General features: G+C 45.5%; 14 protein-coding genes. 11 read left to right on the top strand and 3 right to left on the bottom strand.

Features of this window, described 5'->3' with window-relative positions:
* The first annotated feature begins 60 nt into the window (after positions 1–60).
* Positions 61–2,061: a type I pullulanase gene (pulA, locus tag BacF7301_RS23310; protein ID WP_167966610.1), complete on the top strand. Its 2,001-nt coding sequence runs from the start codon at positions 61–63 to the stop codon at positions 2,059–2,061.
* A 6-nt stretch (positions 2,062–2,067) separates the two neighbouring features.
* On the opposite strand, the gene BacF7301_RS23305 is transcribed toward pulA, so the two are convergent.
* Complete coding sequence (locus BacF7301_RS23305; protein WP_167966609.1) at positions 2,068–6,186, bottom strand: two-component regulator propeller domain-containing protein; 4,119 nt, start codon at positions 6,184–6,186, stop codon at positions 2,068–2,070.
* A 371-nt stretch (positions 6,187–6,557) separates the two neighbouring features.
* On the opposite strand from BacF7301_RS23305, the gene BacF7301_RS23300 reads away from it, so the two are divergent.
* The 10 genes from BacF7301_RS23300 (at position 6,558) to BacF7301_RS23255 (ending at position 22,119) form a co-directional block, all read left to right on the top strand.
* A complete protein-coding gene (locus tag BacF7301_RS23300; RefSeq protein ID WP_167966608.1) occupies positions 6,558–9,656 on the top strand; it encodes a SusC/RagA family TonB-linked outer membrane protein in 3,099 nt (1,032 codons plus the stop codon).
* A gap of 28 nt (positions 9,657–9,684) precedes the next feature.
* Positions 9,685–11,586: a RagB/SusD family nutrient uptake outer membrane protein gene (locus BacF7301_RS23295; protein WP_167966607.1), complete on the top strand. Its 1,902-nt coding sequence runs from the start codon at positions 9,685–9,687 to the stop codon at positions 11,584–11,586.
* Positions 11,587–11,765: 179 nt separating this feature from the next.
* Positions 11,766–13,412: a sialate O-acetylesterase gene (locus tag BacF7301_RS23290; RefSeq protein ID WP_167966606.1), complete on the top strand. Its 1,647-nt coding sequence runs from the start codon at positions 11,766–11,768 to the stop codon at positions 13,410–13,412.
* Between the two features lie 21 nt (positions 13,413–13,433).
* Positions 13,434–14,918: an MFS transporter gene (locus tag BacF7301_RS23285; RefSeq protein WP_167966605.1), complete on the top strand. Its 1,485-nt coding sequence runs from the start codon at positions 13,434–13,436 to the stop codon at positions 14,916–14,918.
* Between the two features lie 68 nt (positions 14,919–14,986).
* Entirely contained in the window at positions 14,987–16,081 is a 1,095-nt protein-coding gene (locus BacF7301_RS23280) for an endo-1,4-beta-xylanase (protein ID WP_245208499.1), read from the top strand.
* 45 nt (positions 16,082–16,126) lie between these two features.
* Complete coding sequence (locus BacF7301_RS23275; protein ID WP_167966602.1) at positions 16,127–17,104, top strand: glycoside hydrolase family 43 protein; 978 nt, start codon at positions 16,127–16,129, stop codon at positions 17,102–17,104.
* Between the two features lie 151 nt (positions 17,105–17,255).
* Complete coding sequence (locus tag BacF7301_RS23270; RefSeq protein ID WP_167966601.1) at positions 17,256–19,421, top strand: alpha-glucuronidase family glycosyl hydrolase; 2,166 nt, start codon at positions 17,256–17,258, stop codon at positions 19,419–19,421.
* A 60-nt stretch (positions 19,422–19,481) separates the two neighbouring features.
* Entirely contained in the window at positions 19,482–19,925 is a 444-nt protein-coding gene (locus BacF7301_RS23265) for a VOC family protein (protein ID WP_167966600.1), read from the top strand.
* Between the two features lie 117 nt (positions 19,926–20,042).
* Positions 20,043–21,494, top strand: a complete 1,452-nt coding sequence (locus BacF7301_RS23260) for an ATP-binding cassette domain-containing protein (RefSeq protein ID WP_167966598.1) — start codon at positions 20,043–20,045, stop codon at positions 21,492–21,494.
* Positions 21,495–21,603: 109 nt separating this feature from the next.
* Positions 21,604–22,119 carry an RNA polymerase sigma factor gene (locus BacF7301_RS23255; RefSeq protein WP_167966596.1) on the top strand — a complete coding sequence of 172 codons (516 nt, stop codon included), beginning with the start codon at positions 21,604–21,606 and terminating at the stop codon, positions 22,117–22,119.
* Positions 22,120–22,750: 631 nt separating this feature from the next.
* On the opposite strand, the gene BacF7301_RS23250 is transcribed toward BacF7301_RS23255, so the two are convergent.
* Positions 22,751–23,179 (bottom strand): hypothetical protein, encoded by a 429-nt coding sequence (locus BacF7301_RS23250; RefSeq protein WP_167966595.1) that lies wholly within the window; start codon positions 23,177–23,179, stop codon positions 22,751–22,753.
* A gap of 84 nt (positions 23,180–23,263) precedes the next feature.
* Positions 23,264–23,641, bottom strand: coding sequence for an Imm10 family immunity protein (locus BacF7301_RS23245; RefSeq protein WP_167966593.1), 378 nt, complete (start codon positions 23,639–23,641; stop codon positions 23,264–23,266).
* Positions 23,642–23,661 lie beyond the last annotated feature (20 nt).

Raw genomic sequence — 23,661 nt, 5'->3', positions numbered from 1 at the left:
TGGATTATAGAAGATAATCATCAAACGAAAATCGTTATCACAGGAACAGGAGAGTATAAGATGGGAATTAATTATTCAGCAATATTAGGGGTGACTACAGTGGCAACAGTGATGAGTTGTTCTTCCGCGAAAAAGGAATATGCTTCCTTCGAGCTATATCCGGTTCGCCCGGGAAGTCTTATCGAAATGGAATATGCGCCGGAAGCAACCAAGTTCACTCTTTGGTCGCCGACAGCCGAAGAAGTACGCCTGATGCTTTATGATGAAGGCGAAGGCGGTCATGCCTACGAAACAGTAAAGATGGAACCTGGTGAAAACGGAACCTGGACGACCGTAGTGAACAAGGATTTGCTCGATAAATTCTATGCCTTCAACGTGAAAATCAACGATAAATGGCAGGGAGACACACCGGGCATCAATGCCCGTGCCGTCGGAGTGAACGGAAAACGTGCCGCTATCATTGACTGGAAAACGACGAACCCCGAAGGGTGGGAGAGCGACCAGCGTCCGCCGTTGAAATCTCCTGCCGATATGATTATCTACGAAATGCACCATCGTGACTTTTCCGTCGATTCTACTTCGGGAATAAAGAACAAAGGAAAATACCTCGCGCTGACCGAACACGGCACGATGAATTCGGATAAGCTGCTGACCGGCATCGACCATCTGATTGAGTTAGGCGTGACACACGTGCATCTCCTTCCTTCCTATGATTATGCTTCCGTAGACGAAACAAAACTGGACGAAAACCAGTACAACTGGGGATATGACCCGCTGAACTACAATGTCCCGGACGGCTCGTACGCAACAGACCCTTATCAGCCTGCCACCCGTGTGAGAGAATTCAAGCAAATGGTGCAGGCATTGCACAAAGCCGGTATCCGGGTGATAATGGACGTAGTCTACAATCATACTTTTAATACGGCGGAGAGCAACTTCGAACGTACCGTTCCCGGTTATTTTTACCGCCAGAAAGAAGACGGTACTTTGGCGAACGGTTCGGGATGCGGCAATGAGACGGCAAGCGAGCGACCCATGATGCGTAAGTTTATGATAGAATCCGTTCTCTACTGGATGAAGGAATACCATATCGACGGTTTCCGCTTTGACCTGATGGGAGTCCATGACATTGAGACAATGAACGAAATCCGCAAAGCGGTGAATGAAGTAGACCCTACTATCTGTATCTACGGTGAAGGTTGGGCAGCCGAGACTCCCCAATATCCTGCTGATTCCTTGGCAATGAAAGGAAATGTCGCGCAAATGCCCGGAATAGCTGTTTTCTCCGACGAACTGCGTGACGGACTCTGCGGGTCGGTTTGGGAGAAGACCAAAGGAGCTTTTCTTGCCGGCGTTCCGGGGGGAGAAAATAGCGTTAAGTTCGGTATTGTCGGAGCCGTAGAGCATCCGCAGATACATTATGATTCAGTGAATTACAGTCAGCAGCCGTGGGCGGAACAGCCTGTTCAAATGATTAGCTACGTCTCCTGCCACGATGGGTTATGCCTGACAGACCGCTTGAAAGCGAGTATGCCGGGGATTACTCCCGAACAGCTTGTCCGTCTTGATAAATTGGCGCAGACGGTAGTCTTTACTTCGCAAGGTATCCCGTTTATCTATGCCGGCGAGGAAGTGATGCGTGACAAACAGGGAGTGGACAACAGTTATAAAAGCCCGGATGCAGTCAACGCCATTGACTGGAGACGCAAGACAACGAATGGAGACGTTTTCATGTATTACAAACGGCTGATTGACCTTCGTAAATCCCATCCTGCCTTCCGTATGGGAGATGCGGACAAGGTTCGGAAGCATTTGGAATTTCTTCCCGTAGAGGGCAAGAATCTGATTGCGTTCCGCCTGAAAGACCATGCGAACGGGGATCGTTGGGGCGATATTGTCGTAGCCTATAACTCCCGTACTACTCCCGCCCGTCTTGAAGTGCCTGCCGGCAAATACACAGTCGTGTGCAAAGACGGCGTGATAGACGTCCGCGGACTGGGAACGCAAACAGGGCCGGAAGTGATTGTTCCCGGTCAGTCTGCGCTGATTATGTATAAGTAAGCCTTGCTACTCCTGCGGAACGTCCGGTTGTTCCTTGTATTCGGTCGGCGAGATGCCGTAGAATTCCCGGAAGGAATTGGAGAAATGCGACAGATTGGAGAACCCGGTGGCGTATGCGACTTCCGAGATAGTCAGGTTTTTCTCCCGCAGCAAGGTAGCCGCCTGCTTTAGCCGGATATTACGGATGAAATCCCGTGCCGACTGGTTGGTCAGCTCTTTCAGCTTCCTGTGCATATGTACGCGGCTCATGCCGACATTGGCTGCCAGCATTTCCACGTTGAGGGCAGGGTCGGTGAGATGTTCATTGATGGTCTTCATCACTTTGCCCATCAATATCTCGTCGTTCGACTTCATTTCAATTTTTACAATCTTCTCTTCCACCTGCTGTTCGCCGATAAGCTGTCCGCGCAACCTTTCCCGGTTGCTTATCAGGTTGCTCGCGGTGGTGCGCAGCAGTTCCGTATTGAACGGTTTTACGATGTAAGCGTCCGCGCCGGTTTCCAGTCCTTCTATCCGGTCTTCCGCTTTCGATTTGGCGGTTAATAATATAACCGGTATATGATTGACGTTGATATTCTGTTTCACCTTGCGGCAAAGAGTGATTCCATCCATTTCCGGCATCATAATATCACTGATTACCAAGTCCGGCTTTTCCTTTAGGATGTTTTCCAGTCCTTCCCGTCCGTTTGTACATTCGCTGATACGGAAGTCCGTACTCAGTTCGTTCCGCATATACTGGCGTATTTCGTCGTCATCCTCTATAATCAGTACACGATAACGCGTTTTGGACTTAGGCTTTTTGGCATCGTCCGCCGTTGCGTATTCATCTTCCGTTTCGTACAGTGTATCTTTGGAAAGTTGGGACATAAGCAAGTCGTTTCCTGCTTCATCCGGGTTCTCCAGTTCGTCGGTTTTCAGATGGTCGCTTCCCAGAGGCAGGCGGATAATGAAGCGTGTTCCCTGTTCGTCTTCCCGGTTTTCCGCCATGATGAGGCCATGATGCAGTTTCACAAGCGAACGCGCCAGATGCAAACCGATTCCCGTACCGAAATTGGATTGCGTCATATCATTATTAATCTGATAGAAACGCTCGAAGATTTGCTTGATTTTGTCCTTGTCGATACCTATTCCGTTGTCCGTCACGCTGATTTCAAAATAATCTTTCAACGCACCCCGGTAGGTGCTGTTATGACCGGTTTTCAGCAGGATATGAATGTTTCCGCCATCCCTTGTATATTTGAAAGCGTTGGATAATACATTCATCAAGACCTTGTCGAAGTTGTTCAGGTCAATCCATACTTTGAGCGAATCCGCATCTTGAAGTTCTTTGTCGAAAGTGAACGTGATATTTTTCTTTTGAGCCTGATAATTGAAGGTCTGCATTAGGTCTTCGATAAATCCTACCATATCCGTCTCACGGAATTTCAGATGCATCTGTCCTTTGTCCAGTTTCCGTATATCCATGAGCTGGTTGATAAGGCGGAGAATACGTTGTGCATTCCGGTAAATCATAAGATATGCTTGTTGTTTTTCGGAATGTTCGGCAATCAGCTTCTCCAGCGGGCTGATGATTAAGGTCATCGGAGTGCGTATCTCGTGCGATATATTGATGAAGAATTGGAGTTTGGCTTCATTGATTTGCTCCTGGTGCCGTTGCTTCATTATCTCCTGGCGGCGGTGGATACGGGATATGACATACATGGTAAGGGCATAGAGAACCAATACAAGCAGGCAACTCCATAACACTTTCGCCCACCAGGTGTTATACCAGGGCGGAGTGACCACTATTTCTACGGTGCGTATATCGGACGTGCTTTTATTGTCTTTGGCTCTCACCATCAGCGTGTACCTGCCGGGAGACAGGTTGGCATAACTTACCCGGTTCATTCCCGGACTGGTATTCAGCCAGTTCGTTTCCAATTCCTTAATCTTATATTGATAGATTATTCGTTCCGGGTTGGCGAAGTCCAGTGTGGAAAGTTCCATTCTGAAAGCGTTCTGATCGTAAGTCAGCGTGAAGCGGGTGGCATCCATCACATCAGAATCGGTGATGGCGTGTTTCCCCAACATATCACCTTTCTTGACGGAGTGGTTGCCGAGTATGAAATCGGTAATCTCTATCCGGAGCTTCTTATCGGGTTCTGCTATGTCTTTCGGGTAGAAACTGGTCACGCCGCTTGTCCCGCCGAAGTAAATCTTCCCACGGTGGTCTTTGTAGAATGCGCCGCGTGTAAATTCGTTTCCCTGTATGCCGTCGGATGCGGTGTAGTTGATAAAGGTTTCCGTATCGGCTATGAGTTTGGACATTCCCTGGTGGGTGCTTATCCAGTAGTTATTCATGTCATCCTGCACCATGCCGCAGATAACGTCGCTGGGTAATCCCTGTTGGGTGGTGTAAAGGCTGAACTTCTGTGTGTGTTTGTCAAACTTGTACAGCCCTTCGGAAGTCCCTACCCAAATATGTCCTTTGTCATCTTGCAGTAACGTGTGCACGAATGTATTGGGGAGCAGGTTATTTTGTGATAGATAGTTGATAAAGTTTTCCGTTTGGGGATTGAAGCAACTTAATCCGTTGCAGGTGCCTATCCACAATAAACCTTCGTTGTCTTCGATGATACAGTTAATCCAGTCGTTGCAGAGTTTGTTCACTTTCCAGTTCTCGTTTTGCGATTTGGAAGACTGGTACTGGTTGATTACCTTGCCGGAGATATCCATCTTATAAACTCCCGAACCATAAGTCCCCACCCAGATATGCCGGTTTCGGTCTTCGGCTATACAGAATATTTTCTTATTGTCGGATGCGGTCGGGGTGGACAGTTGCTCGTTTACAGGCGTACATATGCCGGTTTGTTTGTTCATTAGCGTCAGCCCGCTCAGGTAAGAGCCTATCCATAGTTTATGCTCTGAGTCTTCCATCAGGCAGATGATGTTGCGGGGAGCGGAACGGTTGTTTCCTTCTTCTTTGAAGTGAAGAATTTGTTTGCCTTCATCGTTCACGGCATACAGTCCGTCGTTGTCCGTGGCTATCCAGGCGACATTCTGACGGTCTACCAGGATACTCATTACACAACTCGAACCGATTTCGCTTTTCGGGAACGACTTGTAGCCGTAATAGTTGAACTTGTTCGGCATGGAAGGAATCATCAGCAGTCCTTTCTGGAAGATACCTAGCCAGAGATTGCCGTCTTTGTCTTCGAGGACGGAATGTACTTTGGAAGAACCGAGGTCGAATACACCGTTGTGTACATCGTAGTCTTCTATGCTGTTCGTATTCCGGTTGTATATCTTCAGTCCGAATCCTTCGGTTCCTATGTAGAGATTGTTATTCTTGTCGATGGTCAGTGTCTTGATACTAAGCCGGTTGTTTCCCTTGTAAGGAATAGGGGTGAAGTGATGGCTTGACGGGTTTAACTTCATCAATCCGCCATTCAGGGTACTTATGAATAAAGTGCCTTCCTTATCTTCGCAGAAGCAGGATATGTCTTCCGAAGTCAGTTGTCCGGGGGCGGTGAAGTTCTGTACCTGTCCGTTGGAAGGGGTGTAGCAGAATAAGCCCTTGTTTTCCGTGGCAATCCATATGTTCTGTTTGGAGTCCTCGTAGATGGTCTGTATGAAATAACTTTGTATTTTCCGGTTCAGTTCTTCCTGAGGGATAAATTTATTGTCTTTCAGTGAGATGATACCGCCGCCATATGTTCCCAGCCATATTTCCCCGTTTTGTAATTCGATGATGTTGGCAGAGGTTTGCGGTGCCATGTTATCCCTGTTGTGCTGTATGGGGATAGTTTGAAAAGTATTTGTCGCCTGGTCGTAGATTTGTATCCCGTTGATGCAGGCTATCCAGAAACGTCCTTTGCTGTCCTCGAACAGTGTTTTTACATAATTGTTCATCAAGCCGTCGGGTTCGTTCTTGTTTTTCTTATAAACAATGAAGCGGTTTCCGTCGAACTTGTTCAGCCCGTCTTCCGTTGCCACCCATATGAATCCCCGTTTATCTTGATACACCTTATTGATAAGACTGTTCGATAGTTCTTTATCAGTAGAGTAGAATCTTCCGGTCTGGGCATTGACCAATGTCAATGCGGCTAAAATCAAATGGCAACAAAAGGAAAATAGTGTTTTCATATATAGGAGAAGGATTTATTAACTACGGACAAAGATAAAGGATTCCCGGAAAATATTACCTGTTTGACGTTTTTTTTATTTACTTGAGTAAAAGCGTAATAGTGGGCTGTGATACCTTCCTGGGCACTTATGTAACGTACGGTAAAACCTCTGTTACAGTCGTACGACTCAATGTAACGACCGGTCAACATCATGGAACGCCTCTTATGATGTGCTAAAAAATAAAATCGTATGTTTGCATTAGTGAATCGCACTGAATGTTCAACACCTTAAAAATAGTACTGTATGAAAACATAATTCAGTTCCTTTCTTATTCTTAATATAAGACTATAAAGTATTAATCCTCAAATTTTAAATTAAACAATGAGTTTATGAAAAGCACGAATCGTTACCTCAGACTATCAAGTCTATTTGTTATGCTATGCTTCATTCCTCTATGGGCATTGGCGCAGACTATCACCGTGAAAGGTATAGTGAAAGATCCTACCGGCGAACCGATTATCGGCGCCAGCGTTATCGAAACGGGCACAACCAATGGTATGATTACCGACCTTGACGGTAATTTTACAATGAAAGTACCTTCTAATGCAAAGCTTACAGTGTCTTTTGTCGGTTATCAGTCTCAGACGATAGACGTTGCCGGACGTACTTCCATACAGGTAATCTTGAAAGATGATACACAGGCGTTGGACGAAGTGGTGGTAGTAGGTTATGGTACGGCGAGGAAGTCGGACGTGACGGGTTCTATCGCCAACGTCAACTCAAAGACATTGAAAGAGATTCCTTCGCAGAACTTCACTCAGGCGCTGCAAGGCCGCGTTGCCGGTGTCGAAATCAACCGTACCTCATCAAGACCGGGCTCGGAACAGCAGATACGTATCCGCGGAACCCGTTCGTTGAATGCAAGTAACGACCCTCTTATCGTTCTCGACGGTATTCCTTTCCCGGGAAATATCAGTGATATTAACCCTAACGACATCAAGACGATTGATATTTTGAAAGATGCTTCGTCGACTGCTATCTACGGTTCACGTGGTGCCAACGGTGTTATCCTGATTACTACTAATAAAGGAACGCAAGGCAAGGCAACCGTTACTTATAACGGATATTACGGTATCGTTACGCTATTCTCCGAATATCCGATGATGGACGGCCCCGAATTTGTGAAGTTCAGAGAGATTGCCGCAGCCAACGGTTCCAGTTGGGGAGCAATGGGAACGATGGACGACCCTTCAGTGAACACCAACTGGCAGGACTTGATTTTCAAGACCGGCATGACTACGAACCACGACCTTTCTGTTTCCGCAGGAACTGAAAAAGGTTCTTACAACTTCGGTACTACCTATTATAAAGAAACTTCCGTTCTTCCCGACCAGGGTTTTGAACGTATTTCGTTGAGAGGTTCTATCGACCAGGAAATCGGTAAATACATAAAGGTAGGTATTACCACCCAGAACTCATATAGCAAGACGGAAGGTGAAGAAAGCGCGCCTGTCTATAATATCCTACAAACGAATCCTACCATCAGCCCGTACAATAGCGATGGCAGCATCCGGGAAGAAGTCATCGAACTGAATTCTTCGGACAAGCTCCTGAACCCGTTGCTGTATAAATCCGTTGGCGAAAAACATGCGGACGACCGCAAGACTTTTGCTACTTACAACAGCGCATATGCCGAAGTGAAGTTTATGGACGGTCTTAAATACAGGCTCAATCTGGGTTTGAACTATCGCCAGAGCAATTACGGAAAGTTCAATGCTCCGGGCACTCCTTATATGGCATATAATGCGGACTTGGCGGAAGCGACCATCTCTAACGCACTGACAACCAACTGGACAGTAGAAAATATGTTGATGTATGACAAGAAGTTCGGCAAACATAGCATTAACGCTGTTGCCATGTACTCTGCTGAACGTACTACTTACAGCTATTCAACGGCATCCGCCACGGGTATTACGGCAGATGCGGTGCAATATCATAATTTAGGCTTGAACTCGGACAAAGTGACCATTGACCCGAACAAGCAGAAATACTGGCAACGTGGCTTGCTTTCTTACATGGCACGTGCGGCTTATTCTTACGATAATCGTTATATGTTGTCCGCAACATTCCGTTCCGACGGTTCTTCCGTACTGGCAAAAGGCAAGAAATGGCACACTTATCCGGCAGTATCGGCAGGATGGAATCTCAGAAACGAATCATTTATGAGTGACATCGACTGGCTGAGTTCGTTGAAACTTCGCGTTGGATACGGACAGACGTCCAATCAGGCTATCGACCCTTATGCTACATTGGGAGCGATGAAAGCGGTATATTACACAACCGGTTCCACGGGAATCACCGGCTATTTCCCCAACAGTGTTACTAATGAAAACCTGGGATGGGAATATTCATCCACCTGGAATTATGGTATTGACTTCGGATTGTTCAACGGACGTTTGAGCGGTACTTTTGAATACTATTCCCAACGTACGAAAGACATCCTGATGCAATTGTCATTACCGGCATCTTCCGGTATCGCGTCGGCTTACTGGCAGAATATCGGTGAAACCTCTAACAAGGGTTGGGAATTGTCTTTGAAAGGAATCATCTTCGAAAATAAGAACGGCTGGAGTTGGGACGTCGGTTTTAATATCTACGGAAACAAGAATAAGATTGTAGCCTTGGCAGGCGAGTCGGGGCGTGACACCGGTAACGGCTGGTTCGAAGGTCAACCCATTGACGCGATTTATGACTATAAGAAAGTCGGCATTTTCCAAAAAGGCGAAGAAGCCATTGCCGCAGCAAGCTACGCAGGCGGTAAACCGGGTGATATAAAAGTGGCTTATAACCTGGTAGATGGAGATCCTGTCACATTTGACGCGAACGGAGTGCCTTCGAGAGAAATCAATGCCAGTGACCGTCAGGTGATTGGAACGGCAGAGGGGAACTTCCAAGGTGGTTTCAATACTACGGTGGCTTACAAGAATTTCGATTTAAGCATTGTCGGTGCTTTCAAGAATGGTGGTACATTAATCAGTACACTACATTCACCGCAAGGCTATCTGAATATGATGAGCGGACGTCGTGGAAATATCAAAGTGGACTACTGGACGGAAGATAATCCGACCAACGCATATCCTACTCCGGGTGGAACAACAGGTGGTAACGATGCCCCTGCATACGCTTCTACTCTGGCTTACTTTAGCGCATCTTATCTGAAAATCAGGACAATCACATTGGGCTATAATTTCTCGGAGAAGTTGCTGAATAATGTCGGCATCAGCAGAGCGCGTCTCTACTTCACCGTCCAGAACCCGTTCGTCCTGTTCTCTCCGTATAATGACGAGACAGGACTGGATCCGGAACCGAACTCTTACGTAAGAGAAAACAGTGCGACTACTGGCGGACTGCCCGAACGTTTCCTTTCTATCGGTACGAACACGCCCTCTACCCGTAACTTTATCTTCGGGCTTAACTTGACATTCTAATGCTATTACCTATAAAAACAGATTCATTATGAAAAGAATAACCAATAAATTCCTGGCAGGAACTTTGATAGCGGGTTTTGCGCTTTTGACCTCTTGTTCAGATATACTGGACGAACAACCTCGTTCTGAGATAACTCCGCAGTTGATGCAAACCAATCAAGGGGTGGAGCTTGCGCTCACTTCCGTATATTCTCACTTGCGCTTCCTCTACGGGCCGGTCAATCCCTGGTACAATTTCCAGTACGGTACGGATGAAACGACTTACGGCGGACTGGTAGGTTCGGGCGATGACGAACGCAGAATGGACGATTACAATATTGTGGCGACCACCGGACGTCCGGGCTGTTTTTGGAACAGCAATACGTTTGCCTATATCAACACCTGTAACGGAATCATCTCTATCGGGGAAGCGAACGGGGTAGACTCCCGCCTGCTTGCCGAAGCCCGGGTGATGCGTGCGCACGACCAGTTCCTGCTGGTACAGTTCTATGGCGGTATTCCGCTTGATTTAGGTTCGGGCAAGAATGCATATAACACGTTGCCGAACCGTAAATCTGTCAGAAACACAGTAGAAGAGACGTACACTTCTATCATAGAAGATTTGGAAAAAGCGACCGCTGATTTGAACGGCACGAAGAGAGACGACCGTTTCAAAGGTGTAGTTACAGAGGCTTATGCCAGCTATCTTTTGTCAAAAGTATATCTGACTTACGGATGGTGGCTGAAGAACAACAATAAATCAGGTTCCGACGGCTACTTCCAGAAAGCATACGATACAGCTATGGGTGTGATAAGTAAATCGGGAGTGAACGGCGCAGCCGGAGCGAACGGATTCGGACTATTGCAGGATTATTACCAGGTGAACCTGGCTCAGAACGACCGTAATATAGAAGTGTTGCTCTATGCCGACCGCAGCGATGACGCAGGATTTGATTTCTCGGAAGGTGAGAGCTGGGGTACTGAAGCCGAAAAGAGCAATATTGCGTTCTATGCCATGCGTTGTTGGTTTGATACCTCTTTCAATGGCGGTGGTGCTCCTTGCGGACGTTCCGCGCTTCAGAATTATGGCCGTCCGTGGAGAAGATGCGCGCCGACGTATGAAGTGATTGCAAATACATTCGCAGATAAGACCAATGACTCCCGCTATGACGGAACTTTTCAAAAGGAATGGCTCGCAAACCAGAACGCTTCTACTTCGAACGGCGCTTTGAACACTCCGTTTGCATTGGGCGATGTGGTGTACTATATGCCGGGTTATGAAATTCCGGGCGCAAGTGCTCCGACTAAGCTAGCTAGTGGCAACTTCCCCGTACAGACGATTGCAGGACAGAATTATGCAGTCTTCACTCCCGAATATATGACACGTGAGCATTTCCCGTCCTTGTGGAAACTCGGGCCTTACAGTCCTAACAATGCTTCCGGTTATGCGAACTCCTCTTCCTTGCGTCCGTTTAATGTCGCCAAATTGTCGGAAGTGTATCTGATTGCTGCCGAAGCGGCTGTAATGGGAGCTACCGGTACGAAAACGGCTAGAGAACTGATTAATGTTCTCCGTGAACGTGCCGCTTACCGCTCTGCCAATACAGAAGCTCAGAATGAGACTGCAAAAACGAATATACTTGCCGCGACTCCGGCAAATATAGATATAGACTATATCCTTGACGAACGTTCGAGAGAGTTGTACGGCGAACAACTGCGTTGGGCAGACCTTGTCCGTACAAAGAAGCTGAGCCGTGCAAAGACATATTCTATCCGCGATTATAATGCCGACGCGATACAGCCGAGAAATACAATCACCCGTCCGGGACTTGCCAATATCGAAAATGAGCCGGACAGCAAGTTCTATCTGCGTCCGATACCGCAAACATTTATCGATACGTTGGATATGACCGAAGAGGAAAAGAAGGCTTATCAGAATCCGGGATATTAATCAAATAGCTCCGTTTTTCCCCTTCCTGAAGCCGGTTTCAGCTTGGATGTAACATGATAAAACATATTTGTAACATTTACAAACGATGATGTAACAGACAAGAAACAATCTGAATCGTAAATCTTCGGCGAAGGGGAATAAACTTCTTAAGTTTGCAAAGTCATAAAAGAAAATACAGAATGAATAAGTATTGGTTTTATAAGGTTGGGTTAGTAGTTGTGTTCCTTTGCTTCGCCGTGGTAGGCGGGGCAAAGGTTAAACTGCCTGCTCTCGTTTCCGACGGTATGGTACTTCAACGCGGGGAACAAGTGAATCTTTGGGGAACGGCAGCTCCCGGTGAAACGGTGAATGTGGCTTTCCTGAAAAAGAAATATAAGACCGTTGCCGACGCACAAGGCAACTGGAAACTTATGCTGCCTGCATTGAAAGCGGGCGGACCTTATACAATGACCATCAACGATATTGAATTAAAGGATATTCTTGTGGGGGATGTCTGGGTATGTTCCGGTCAGTCGAATATGGAGTTACCGGTGGCACGGGTTACCGACCGTTTTCGGGATGAGATAACCGCTGACAGTAATTATCCGATGGTCCGTTATATAAAGACGCCATTGCTCTATGACTTCCACGCTCCACAGACGGATATTCCGGGAATTTCCTGGAAAGCGATGACCCCTGAAAATGTGATGTCTTTCTCCGCTTTGGTTTATTTCTTCGCCAAAGATTTCTATCAGAAAACGAAAGTCCCGGTAGGAGTGATAAACTCCAGTGTCGGCGGTTCGCCGGTAGAAGCATGGCTCAGTGAAGAAGCGTTGAGGCCTTTTCCATCTTATTTGAATGAAAAGCGCATCTACGAATCGGACGACTTGATTGCATCCATGAAGAAAGAGGAAAGAAAGAAAAGCCATGCCTGGAATGTGGCGTTGTATCAGGGGGATAAAGGAATGCACGAAGCTACCCCCTGGTATGCGGACGGTTATGACGACAGCGACTGGCAACAAACCGAACTGTTTGCATCCGGTTGGGCGACTAACGGATTGAATCCGATTAATGGCTCTCATTGGTTTCGCAAGGACTTCCAGGTTTCCGAACAGCAGGCGGGAGAACAAGCTACTCTTCGCTTGGGGTGTATAGTCGACGCGGATTCTGTATATGTGAACGGTACATTTGTGGGAACAGTTTCCTACCAATACCCGCCCCGTATTTACACTATCCCAGCCGGATTGCTGAAAGCAGGAAAGAATACGGTGACAATCCGGCTTTTCAGCTATGGCGGTCGTCCTCATTTTGTAAAAGAGAAACCTTATAAGATTCTCTTCGGAAAAGGCCAACCGGAAAAAGGGGAGTTGGAGATAAGTCTGGAAGGCAACTGGAAATATCGTTTGGGTGCTCCCATGCCGGCTGCTCCAGGACAAACGGCTTTCCATTATAAACCGGCAGGGCTTTATAATGCGATGATTGCCCCTTTGCTGAATTATACGGTATCCGGGATAATCTGGTATCAGGGCGAATCGAATGTATCACGCAGAAATGAATACAAAGCGCTGCTGTCTGCCATGATAACCGACTGGCGGGGACGTTGGAACCGACCGGAAATGCCTTTCTATATTATCGAACTGGCGGACTTCCTGTCTCCTGAAGATAAAGGCGGACGTGCTGCCTGGGCGGAATTCAGAAAAGTACAGGCGGAAGTAGCCGATACAAATGCCAATGTCACTTTAATTAAGAACGGTGACTTGGGCGAGTGGAATGATATTCATCCATTGGACAAAAAGACTTTGGGACAACGGCTTTCCCGGGCAGTCTTTCAACAAAGGAGCAACTAATTAATAATAGATAATAATACCATGAAAACACAGACTCAAAAAGTGTCGATGGCCGAGAAAATCGGTTATAGCTTGGGAGATGGTTCTGCGAACCTGATTTTCCAGATGATGATGATGTTCCAACTCTTCTTTTATACAGATGTGTTCGGAATCAAAGCAACGGCGGCGGGAATGATATTGCTGGTCGCACGCATTTTCGATGCGTTCGTCGACCCCGTAGTAGGCATCTTGTCGGACAGAACCAATACCCGTTGGGGGAAATACCGCCCCTGGCTATTGTGGACGGCCATCCCTTTTGCTGTATTCTTCATCCTGGCATTTACGACACCCGATCTCAGTGAGCGTGGTAAGATTCTCTATGCGGGTATCACTTATACCTTATTAATGTCCATTTACTCTTTCAATAACACACCTTACTCTTCCCTGGGTGGTGTAATGACCAGTGATATAAAGGAGCGTACCAGCATTTCATCCGTCCGTTTCGTCACTGCTACGATAGCGACTTTCGTCGTACAAGGACTGACTTTGCCGCTAGTCTCCAAATTCGGACAGGGAGACGACCAGCGCGGGTGGTTCCTGACAATCACCTTGTTTGCCGTCATCGGAGTTGTTCTTTTGGTTATCACTTTCTTTTCTACCAAGGAACGTATCACTCCGCCTGTGGGACAGAAGAATTCTGTAAAGCAGGATTTTGTAGATATCATAAGTAGCCGTCCCTGGAAGTCCATGTTTGTCCTGACTCTATTCCTGTTTACGACATTAGCCATGTGGGGCAGCAGTATGTCCTACTATTTTAATTACTTCGTAGACAAGACTGCCCTTTTCGACTTCCTGCAGAACTTCGGACTCGTGCGGGTAGAAGGAGAGACGTATGGCATGTGGCATACTTTTCTGGATGCTTTCGGCTTGATAGCGCAGCCCGACCATAGCAATGTATTTGCCGTAGGTTTCAGTTTGTTCAATATGATAGGTCAGATTATCACTTTAGCGGGCGTAATTTTGCTTTCCGGCTATCTTTCCAATATCTTTGGCAAGCGGAATGTGTTCTTGATTTGTCTGGCGCTGACCGCATTGTTTACAGCTTTGTTTTTCGTGGTAGAACCGACAAGCATTGGCACGATATTCACCATAAACTGTTTGAAGAGTCTGGCTTATGCGCCTACTATCCCGTTGCTTTGGGCGATGATGGGTGACGTGGCGGATCATTCCGAGTGGGTGAACCATCGTCGTGCTACGGGTTTTGTCTTTGCAGGAGTGGTCTTTGCCTTGAAGGCGGGACTGGGTATCGGCGGAGCTATCTGCGGCGCGATTGTCGATTCATTCGGTTTCATATCCAATGTGACGCAGACGGAGAGTGCAATTCTGGGTATCCGCCTGACATCGAGCGTGATTCCTGCTATTACATTCTTTATCGGAGTGATTGCCCTGTTCTTCTATCCGATTTCAAAGAGATTGAACGAGCATATTCAGGCAGACCTGGCAAAACGAAGACTGGAAAATAATTGATTATTAATTAATAGATTAGAGACTATATGAAGATTTCGACAAAAACAACTGTAACTTCCCTTTTGGCTATGGCGGTCTTGATGACAGGCTCTTCAATAGCCTTGGCGCAAGAGAAAAACACCTTGAAAGAGGCTTTGAAAGATAAATTCCTGATAGGGACGGCAGTTAATACACAGCAGGCATCCGGTAAGGATAAAGCAGGGGCAGAGGTGATACGGAAACAATTTAGTGCCATTGTAGCGGAGAACTGTATGAAAAGCCAGGAGATACATCCCGAAGAGAACCGTTATAACTTTACGCAGGCGGATGAATTTGTAACATTCGGTGAGAAAAACAACCAGACGGTTACGGGACATACGTTGATATGGCATACGCAACTTTCGCGTTGGTTCTGTGTAGACAAGGACGGAAAGAATGTCTCTCCCGAAATCTTAAAGAAGCGGATGAAAGACCATATCACTACCGTCGTGAAACGCTACAAAGGTCGTCTCAAAGGCTGGGACGTTGTGAATGAAGCATTTGAAGACAACGGAGAGTATCGCAAGACTAAATTTTATGAGATTTTGGGAGAAGAGTATATTCCTCTGGCTTTCCAGTATGCACACGAAGCCGACCCGAACGCCGAATTATACTACAACGACTATTCGATGGCTCTTCCGGGAAGAAGGGCGGCTGTCGTGAAATTGGTGAAAGACCTGAAAAAACGGGGTATCCGCATTGATGCCATAGGTATGCAGGGACATGTCGGCATGGATTATCCGAAAATCAGTGAATTTGAAAAGAGCATGCTTGCTTTTGCCGAAACAGGCGTGAAGGTGATGATAACGGAACTGGATCTGACAGTTATTCCCTCACCGAATCCCAATGTCGGTGCGGAAGTCTCCGCTTCTTTCGAATATAATAAAGAGATGAATCCCTATCCGAAGGAACTGCCTGCAGAAGTGGCAAAAGCATGGACGGCACGAATGAATGACTTTTTCCGTCTTTTCCTGAAACATCAGGATATAATAACCCGGGTTACTCTTTGGGGAGTGGCCGACCACAACTCCTGGCGTAACGACTGGCCGATGAATGGACGCACGGATTATCCGTTGCTTTTCGACCGTAACTATCAGCCGAAACCGATAGTCGACCTGATTATCAAAGAAGCTGCGCGGAAATGAATCGTTTGTCCGGGCGATAATAATAACTTTAAAAAGAATAGAACCATGAAAACAGAAAAAAGATATTTAGTTCCCAATGATTATATGGCTGATCCTGCCGTACATGTATTTGATGGCAAACTCTACATTTATCCCTCTCACGACTGGGAAAGCGGGATTGCCGAAAATGATAACGGGGATCATTTCAATATGAAAGACTATCACGTCTATTCTACGGATGATGTGATGAACGGTGAGATTATCGACCACGGGGTCGTACTGTCTACGGAAGATATTCCCTGGGCGGGACGGCAACTTTGGGATTGCGATGTCGCTTTCAAGAACGGTAAGTATTATATGTATTTCCCGTTGAAAGACCAGAATGACATATTCCGTATCGGAGTGGCTGTCAGCGATAAACCATACGGGCCTTTTGTGCCGGAAGCCAATCCGATGAAGGGAAGTTATAGTATCGACCCTGCCGTGTTGGATGATGGCAACGGGACTTTCTATATGTATTTTGGCGGTCTGTGGGGCGGGCAACTTCAACGTTACCGGAATAATAAGGCGTTGGAATCGGCTATTTTGCCGGAAGGAGAGGAAGATGCATTGCCGGCTCGCGTAGCCCGTTTGAGCGAGGACATGATGGAATTTGCGGAAGAACCCCGTCCGGTGATAATTTTGGACGAGAACGGCAAGCCGTTGACGGCAGGAGATACCGACCGTCGTTTCTTTGAGGCTTCCTGGGTACATAAATATAATGGCAAATACTACTTCTCTTATTCTACGGGAGATACCCATCTGCTTTGTTATGCGATTGGTGACAATCCTTACGGGCCGTTTACCTATCAAGGCGTTATCCTTACTCCAGTGGTAGGGTGGACTACCCATCATGCCATTGTGGAATTCAAAGGCAAATGGTACTTGTTCCATCACGACTGTGTGCCGTCCGAAGGGAAGACATGGCTTCGTAGCCTGAAAGTCTGCGAACTCCAATATGATGCGGACGGGCGGATTATCACTATTGAAGGAATAGATAAATGATAATTTTAATTTAGGCACGGATTACACGGATTACGCTGTTGCTTTTGCAATCATATTTCTAGAAACCGTGAAATCTGCGTAATCCGTGCCTGAAAATTCCCCTTTTATCTATTAAGTTTCCATTGATGAAACAAACTATGAACTTATACTTATGAGAATAATATCTATATTAACATTCATCTTGTCCTTCTGTCTTTCGTCCCGCGCGGAAGATGGAAGTGCCCTGTGGCTCCGCTATGCGACAGGTACGAAGGCGGAAATTAATTGCAGGAAGCAATCGCCGACATTAAACATTGCCGTTTCCGAATTACAGAAATATTGGAAAGGCGGTCTTCCTGTGACTTTGGAAGTAAACGCAACAAAAGAGTTGCGTGCACTTGGAAACGAAGGATATACCATCCGTACTTCTGCCGACGGCAAGCAAATCACCATTGCCTCTTCCGGTGAACAAGGTGTGCTTTATGGAGCTTACCACTTACTCCGCTTGCAGGCTGCGGAACAGCTTTCGGAATCGAATTCTAGCGCAACAAACTCGGACTCAAAATTGAGGGTACTGAATATCTCAGAAAAACCGGATTACCGGATTCGTATCCTGAACCATTGGGATAATCTGGACGGCACTATCGAACGTGGCTATGCCGGACATTCACTTTGGAAGTGGGAAGAGCTTCCTGCCGTTGTCTCTCCCCGTTACGAAGCCTACGCCCGTGCCAATGCTTCTATCGGTATCAACGCAACCGTATTGAACAACGTCAACGCGAGTCCCAAGATTCTTTCCGATGAGTATCTGCAAAAAGTAAAAGTACTGGCGGATATATTTCGTCCTTACGGCTTGAAAGTATATCTTTCCATTAATTTCTCTTCTCCGGCAGCCTTGGGCGGTTTGCCTACTTCCGACCCATTGAATAAAGAAGTCATTGCCTGGTGGAAGAAGAAAACGAAAGAGGTTTATTCCCTGATTCCCGATTTCGGCGGATTCCTGGTGAAAGCGAACTCCGAAGGACAACCCGGGCCGTGTGATTACGGACGTACCCATGCCGAAGGAGCGAACATGCTTGCCGATGTGTTGAAACCTTATCGCGGCATCGTCATGTGGCGTGCTTTCGTTTACTCGCCTACGGACAGCGACCGGGCCAAACAAGCCTATCTTGAATTTGAACCTTTGGACGGCAAGTTCCGCGACAATGTGATTGTGCAGATAAAGAACGGCCCGATTGACTTCCAACCCCGCGAACCGTTCAGCGCATTATTCGGAGCCATGAAGAAAACACCCGTGATGCCGGAATTTCAGATAACACAGGAATATCTGGGATTCTCCAACCACCTCGCTTTTCTCGCTCCCATGTGGAAGGAATGTCTGGACAGCGACACCTACGTACAAGGCGCAGGCTCTACCATCGCCCGTGTGACGGACGGCTCCCTGTTTGCTCATCCGCTGACCGCCATTGCCGGAGTAACCAACATCGGCGACGATATAAACTGGTGCGGGCATCCTTTTGCGCAAGCCAACTGGTATGCCTTCGGGCGTCTTGCATGGAAACATTCCCTTTCATCCGAAGAGATAGGCGAAGAATGGCTGAAACAAACCTTCCTTCCTATTGCCGGACAACCATCCCGCAACTCCGTCAATGAAATATCTCAAAAGGAAAGACAACAACTTCACTCTCAACTCTCCCTTCTCAACTCTCAACTTCTCCAAGAGTCGAGGGAAGCCGTAGTAGATTATATGATGCCGTTAGGACTGCATCACATCTTTGCATGGGGACATCATTACGGGCCCGAGCCTTGGTGTGATATTCCCGGTGCCCGTCCCGACTGGATGCCTTCTTATTACCATAGGGCAGATGACGGCGGTATCGGATTCGACCGCAGCAGCAAAGGGAGCAATGCGACCGCACAATATCACTCTCCTTTATGCGAACAACTGGATAATGTAGATACCTGTCCCGAAAATCTGCTTCTTTGGTTCCACCATGTTCCCTGGAATCATCGGATGAAGAGCGGGCGTACACTTTGGGCGGAGTTGTGCTATGCTTATGACCGTGGGGTGCAAGAAACCAGAAACTTCCAGAAGTTATGGGCGCCTATGGAGAAATACATCGACCCGGAACGATTCCGTGACGTACAGCACCGGTTGAAGATTCAGACACGTGACGCAGTGTGGTGGAAAGATGCCTGCTTGCTCTATTTCCAGCAATTCAGCAAGCAGCCGATACCTTATGAACTGGAACGTCCGGTGCATGAATTGAAAGATATGATGGAATACAAACTGAATATCACTAATTTTGAATGTCCGCCTTACGGATTTACCCGATAGAATGATTATATTTGTATCTTGATTATAAGAAACAAATAACAAACCATTAATCAGTAAACAATGAAATTCAGCAACGTAAGATTATTAGTGAAAGACTTCGCCAAATGCTTCAAATTCTACACCGAACAACTCGGACTGAAACCTGCTTGGGGAGATGAAAATAGCGGATACGCCAGTTTTAAAGTAGCCGACGGAATAGAAGGCTTCGCCCTTTTTGTATCCGACTGGATGGCGTCTTCGGTAGGCAATGCAGATAAGCAGCAACCCGTTGCGATGCGTGAAAAATTAATGGTTTCATTCTATGTAGATAACGTAGACGAAACCTTTGCCACCCTAAAAGCCAAAGGCGTGACGTTTATCAGTGAACCTACGGATATGCCCGATTGGGGGATGCGTACCTTGTATCTGCGCGACCCCGAAGAAAATCTTATAGAACTCTTTACCCCTCTATCGCCGGAGAAATTTAGCCAGGAGCTTCTTGAAGAAGATAAGAAATTTCAATAAGGGATATTGCTAAAAAGGAACTTTTAATACGTTTTTCCTGTAAATAGACAAGAAAAGTGCTTATTCTGTGATAAAATTGTTACCTTTGCGGTCAAAAATAAAACAGAATATAAGAATATGATCCAAAATACATTCTGCATGGCGGGGGGCGTAGCACGCAACCCGCTTGTGCGTTTAGCCAAACCTATCACGGCAACTATCGGAGCGAACGAACATATAGCCATTGTAGGTCCCAATGGGGGTGGCAAGAGCCTTTTTGTAGATACATTAATCGGAAAATATCCGCTACGTGAAGGAACACTCCAGTATGACTTTTCCCCTTCCGCTACTCAAACTGTTTATGATAATGTGAAATATATCGCGTTCCGTGATACTTATGGAGCGGCAGATGCCAATTATTACTACCAACAGCGTTGGAATGCGCACGACCAGGATGAAACGCCGGACGTCCGCGAAATGTTGGGAGAGATTAAAGACGAACAACTGAAAAATGAACTGTTCGAGCTCTTCCGCATCGAACCTCTTCTTGATAAAAAGATAATCCTTCTTTCAAGTGGTGAACTGCGTAAATTCCAGCTCACAAAGACACTGTTGACAGCCCCCCGCGTTCTGATAATGGATAATCCGTTTATCGGATTGGATGCGCCTACCCGCGAATTGTTATTCTCTTTGCTTGAACGTCTGACAAAAATGTCGTCCGTCCAGATTATTCTGGTGCTTTCCATGATGGATGATATACCTTCCTTTATCACTCACGTTATCCCTGTTGATAAAATGGAAGTGTTTTCCAAGATGGAACGCGAAGCCTACCTGACTGCTTTCCGCAACAGAGACGCAACTACTTCTTTCGATGAATTGCAGAAACGGATTATTGATTTGCCTTATGACGGCAACAACTATGACTCGGACGAAGTGGTGAAACTGAATAAGGTAAGTATCCGCTATGGCGACCGCACTATTCTGAACGAACTGGACTGGACAGTGCATCGTGGGGAGAAATGGGCGTTGAGCGGGGAGAATGGTGCAGGAAAGTCTACATTATTGAGTTTGGTTTGTGCGGATAATCCACAATCATACGCTTGCGACATCAGCCTTTTCGGACGCAAACGGGGAACTGGAGAAAGTATCTGGGAAATCAAGAAACACATCGGATATGTAAGTCCCGAGATGCATCGTGCTTATCTCAAAAACTTGCCGGCTATTGAAATCGTAGCCAGCGGACTGCACGACAGTATCGGACTGTACAAACGCCCCCAACCGGAGCAGATGGCTGTATGTGAGTGGTGGATGGATATATTCGGCATTGCCGATTTGAAAGACAAACCTTTCTTGCAGCTTTCCAGTGGGGAGCAACGTCTGGCTCTGTTGGCACGTGCTTTCGTCAAAGATCCTGAATTACTGATTTTGGACGAACCGCTTCATGGATTGGATACTTACAATCGTCGTCGGGTCAAAAAGGTGATCGAAGCCTTCTGCAAACGTAAAGATAAGACGATGATTATGGTAACGCATTATGAATCAGAACTTCCGGATACGATTACAAACCGCATCTTCTTGAAAAGAAATTAGGTATCACAGTGTAGTAGTTTGGTTCCTAATCTTTCTTCCGTGAATTATTACTCTTTGTACTGATTGGCTATCTTTGTTCCCAATTAAATGCAAAAAGTAATCAAAACACATGGATAATAGTCAAAATGCTATCGCCATATTGTATAAGCAATATTGGCAAAAGCTCTATATTCATGCATATAATCTGCTGAATGACGGAGAAAGCGCAAAGGATGTATTGAGTGATGTGTTTTGCTCAGTACTTGAAAACAGCGAGCAGTTTGAGGGGAAGACTGATTTGCTGCCTTTATTCTATGTCATGGTGAAAAACCGTTGCATTGACCACATACGTCATCAGAATGTAGTGAACCGGAATGCGGAAAGATACTTGGAAGAACTTTATAGCGGTTGGACTGCCAAAGAGTATCGGGACTACGAAGATAAAATAGACCGGATGCAGGAGAGTATCCGCCAGATGGCGCCGCAAATGCGCATAGTAGTGGAAGAGTTTTTTCTGAATGAAAAAAAATGTGCGGAAATTAGTGAAATATTAAATATCAGTGACAATACAGTCAGAACCCATATTGCCCGGGCTTTGAAAATACTCCGTAAACGATTGAGTGTCTTTTTACTTATTACAGTTTAATGTTGAATCCTGCTCTTCACAGGTTTCACACTTTAGCTGAATGGTTATAAATCAGATATTTATGGTGAATGGAAGTAGGAAAAACAAAGTAAATAACCCTTCACATCCTTCACGCACTTATATGGATTTGTTGGGCATATATGTCTGACGTGTTGGATCTATATGTCTGGCATATTGGATCTATATGTCCAATACGCACGGCATATATCTCCTGTAAACAAGGTATTAATACCTGATAATTCAAGAGTTAATACCTTATAGCTCAAGAGTTAATACTTGATAACTCAAAAGTTAATACCCAACGGGTCATTTGTTATAAGCTAATTTGTTTTAGCTTATAGCATATTCTTTTTTGCTTATAGCATATTTACTTTAGCTCATAGCATATGAAAAAAGAGGTGAAGGATGTGAAGGGTTGTTTGCTTTGTTTTTCTGCCTCCCTTCACCATAAATGTCTGATTTATAGTTGTTCATCTCAATGGTGAAACCTGTGAACCGTTGGAATAGTTCATTTGTGTGTTATTGTCATTGGTATATAGGCTTCATCTTTCATCTTTATTATTAGTGGTTTGCGGCTTACAGCCGTTAGGTGGCATAGGTAGTTGTATATCATTATCATTGATATAGCTTGTTATAATTCAAAATACCATTCCAAAAAAGAATTGAAGTCTTTCCATTGTGGCGATAACTTTCCATTTTGAAAATTGATTAGTTTTTCTCCCAATTCAATTTCGAGGACTTCTCCTGTCTTACGGTTATAGAAAAAACCACCTTCACCTTCAAAACTATCAAGAGGTAAGTATTCAGTGGGAATGTTTAACATTGCTTGTCTCTCTATCCCATAAGTTAAATCATTTGTGTAAATTTTGAACCAACATACATTGTAGATTTCGCTACATCGTCCACGAAATGTTATTTCAGTAGTATTTAGATTAAACAATGCAAAATCACTATTCAAATCAATTTTTAAATCTACCAAAGCCTCTTTGTACTCTTTATCTTCTTTTTCCGAATATACGCCTTGTTTATTCAAATATTCTATCACCTTATTACTCAACATGATTTTATAATATTTTATTTGTCTTACTTTATTGTTAATGCTTGGCACTGTGCAACTTTAAGTTGCATCGCTGTTTGTTAATAACTATTCAATAATTAATCTATCTCCCAGAATATCTGAAAGCATTTTTCTATATTCCTTTATATCTTTAATTAGATTTTCCTTATACGCAACAGTGATTGAAGTAATGCCATCCATTTGTCCATTCTTTACAGAAAAGGTTATTTCATTTTGACGCAAGATAACGTTGTTACATATATCATAGCCAGAATTAGATTGATCTGTATATTCGATATAGTACGAGTTCATTCCTAAACTAATATCTTGTTCATCAAACTCTAATGCTCTTTCAATAATCACATACTCTTCAGTATCATTTTTATCGTCTGCGTACCCCACTAAATATGAATTATCTTCTGTTAGTTCATATACTATATGATTGGCTGTAAATTTTATTTCCATATTTAATATCTTCTTCTTTG

It is taken from the genome of Bacteroides faecium (assembly GCF_012113595.1).
GTDB lineage: Bacteria > Bacteroidota > Bacteroidia > Bacteroidales > Bacteroidaceae > Bacteroides > Bacteroides faecium.
Note: the sequence above shows the minus strand (reverse complement) of the source record. Positions and strands in the feature narration are given on the sequence as shown.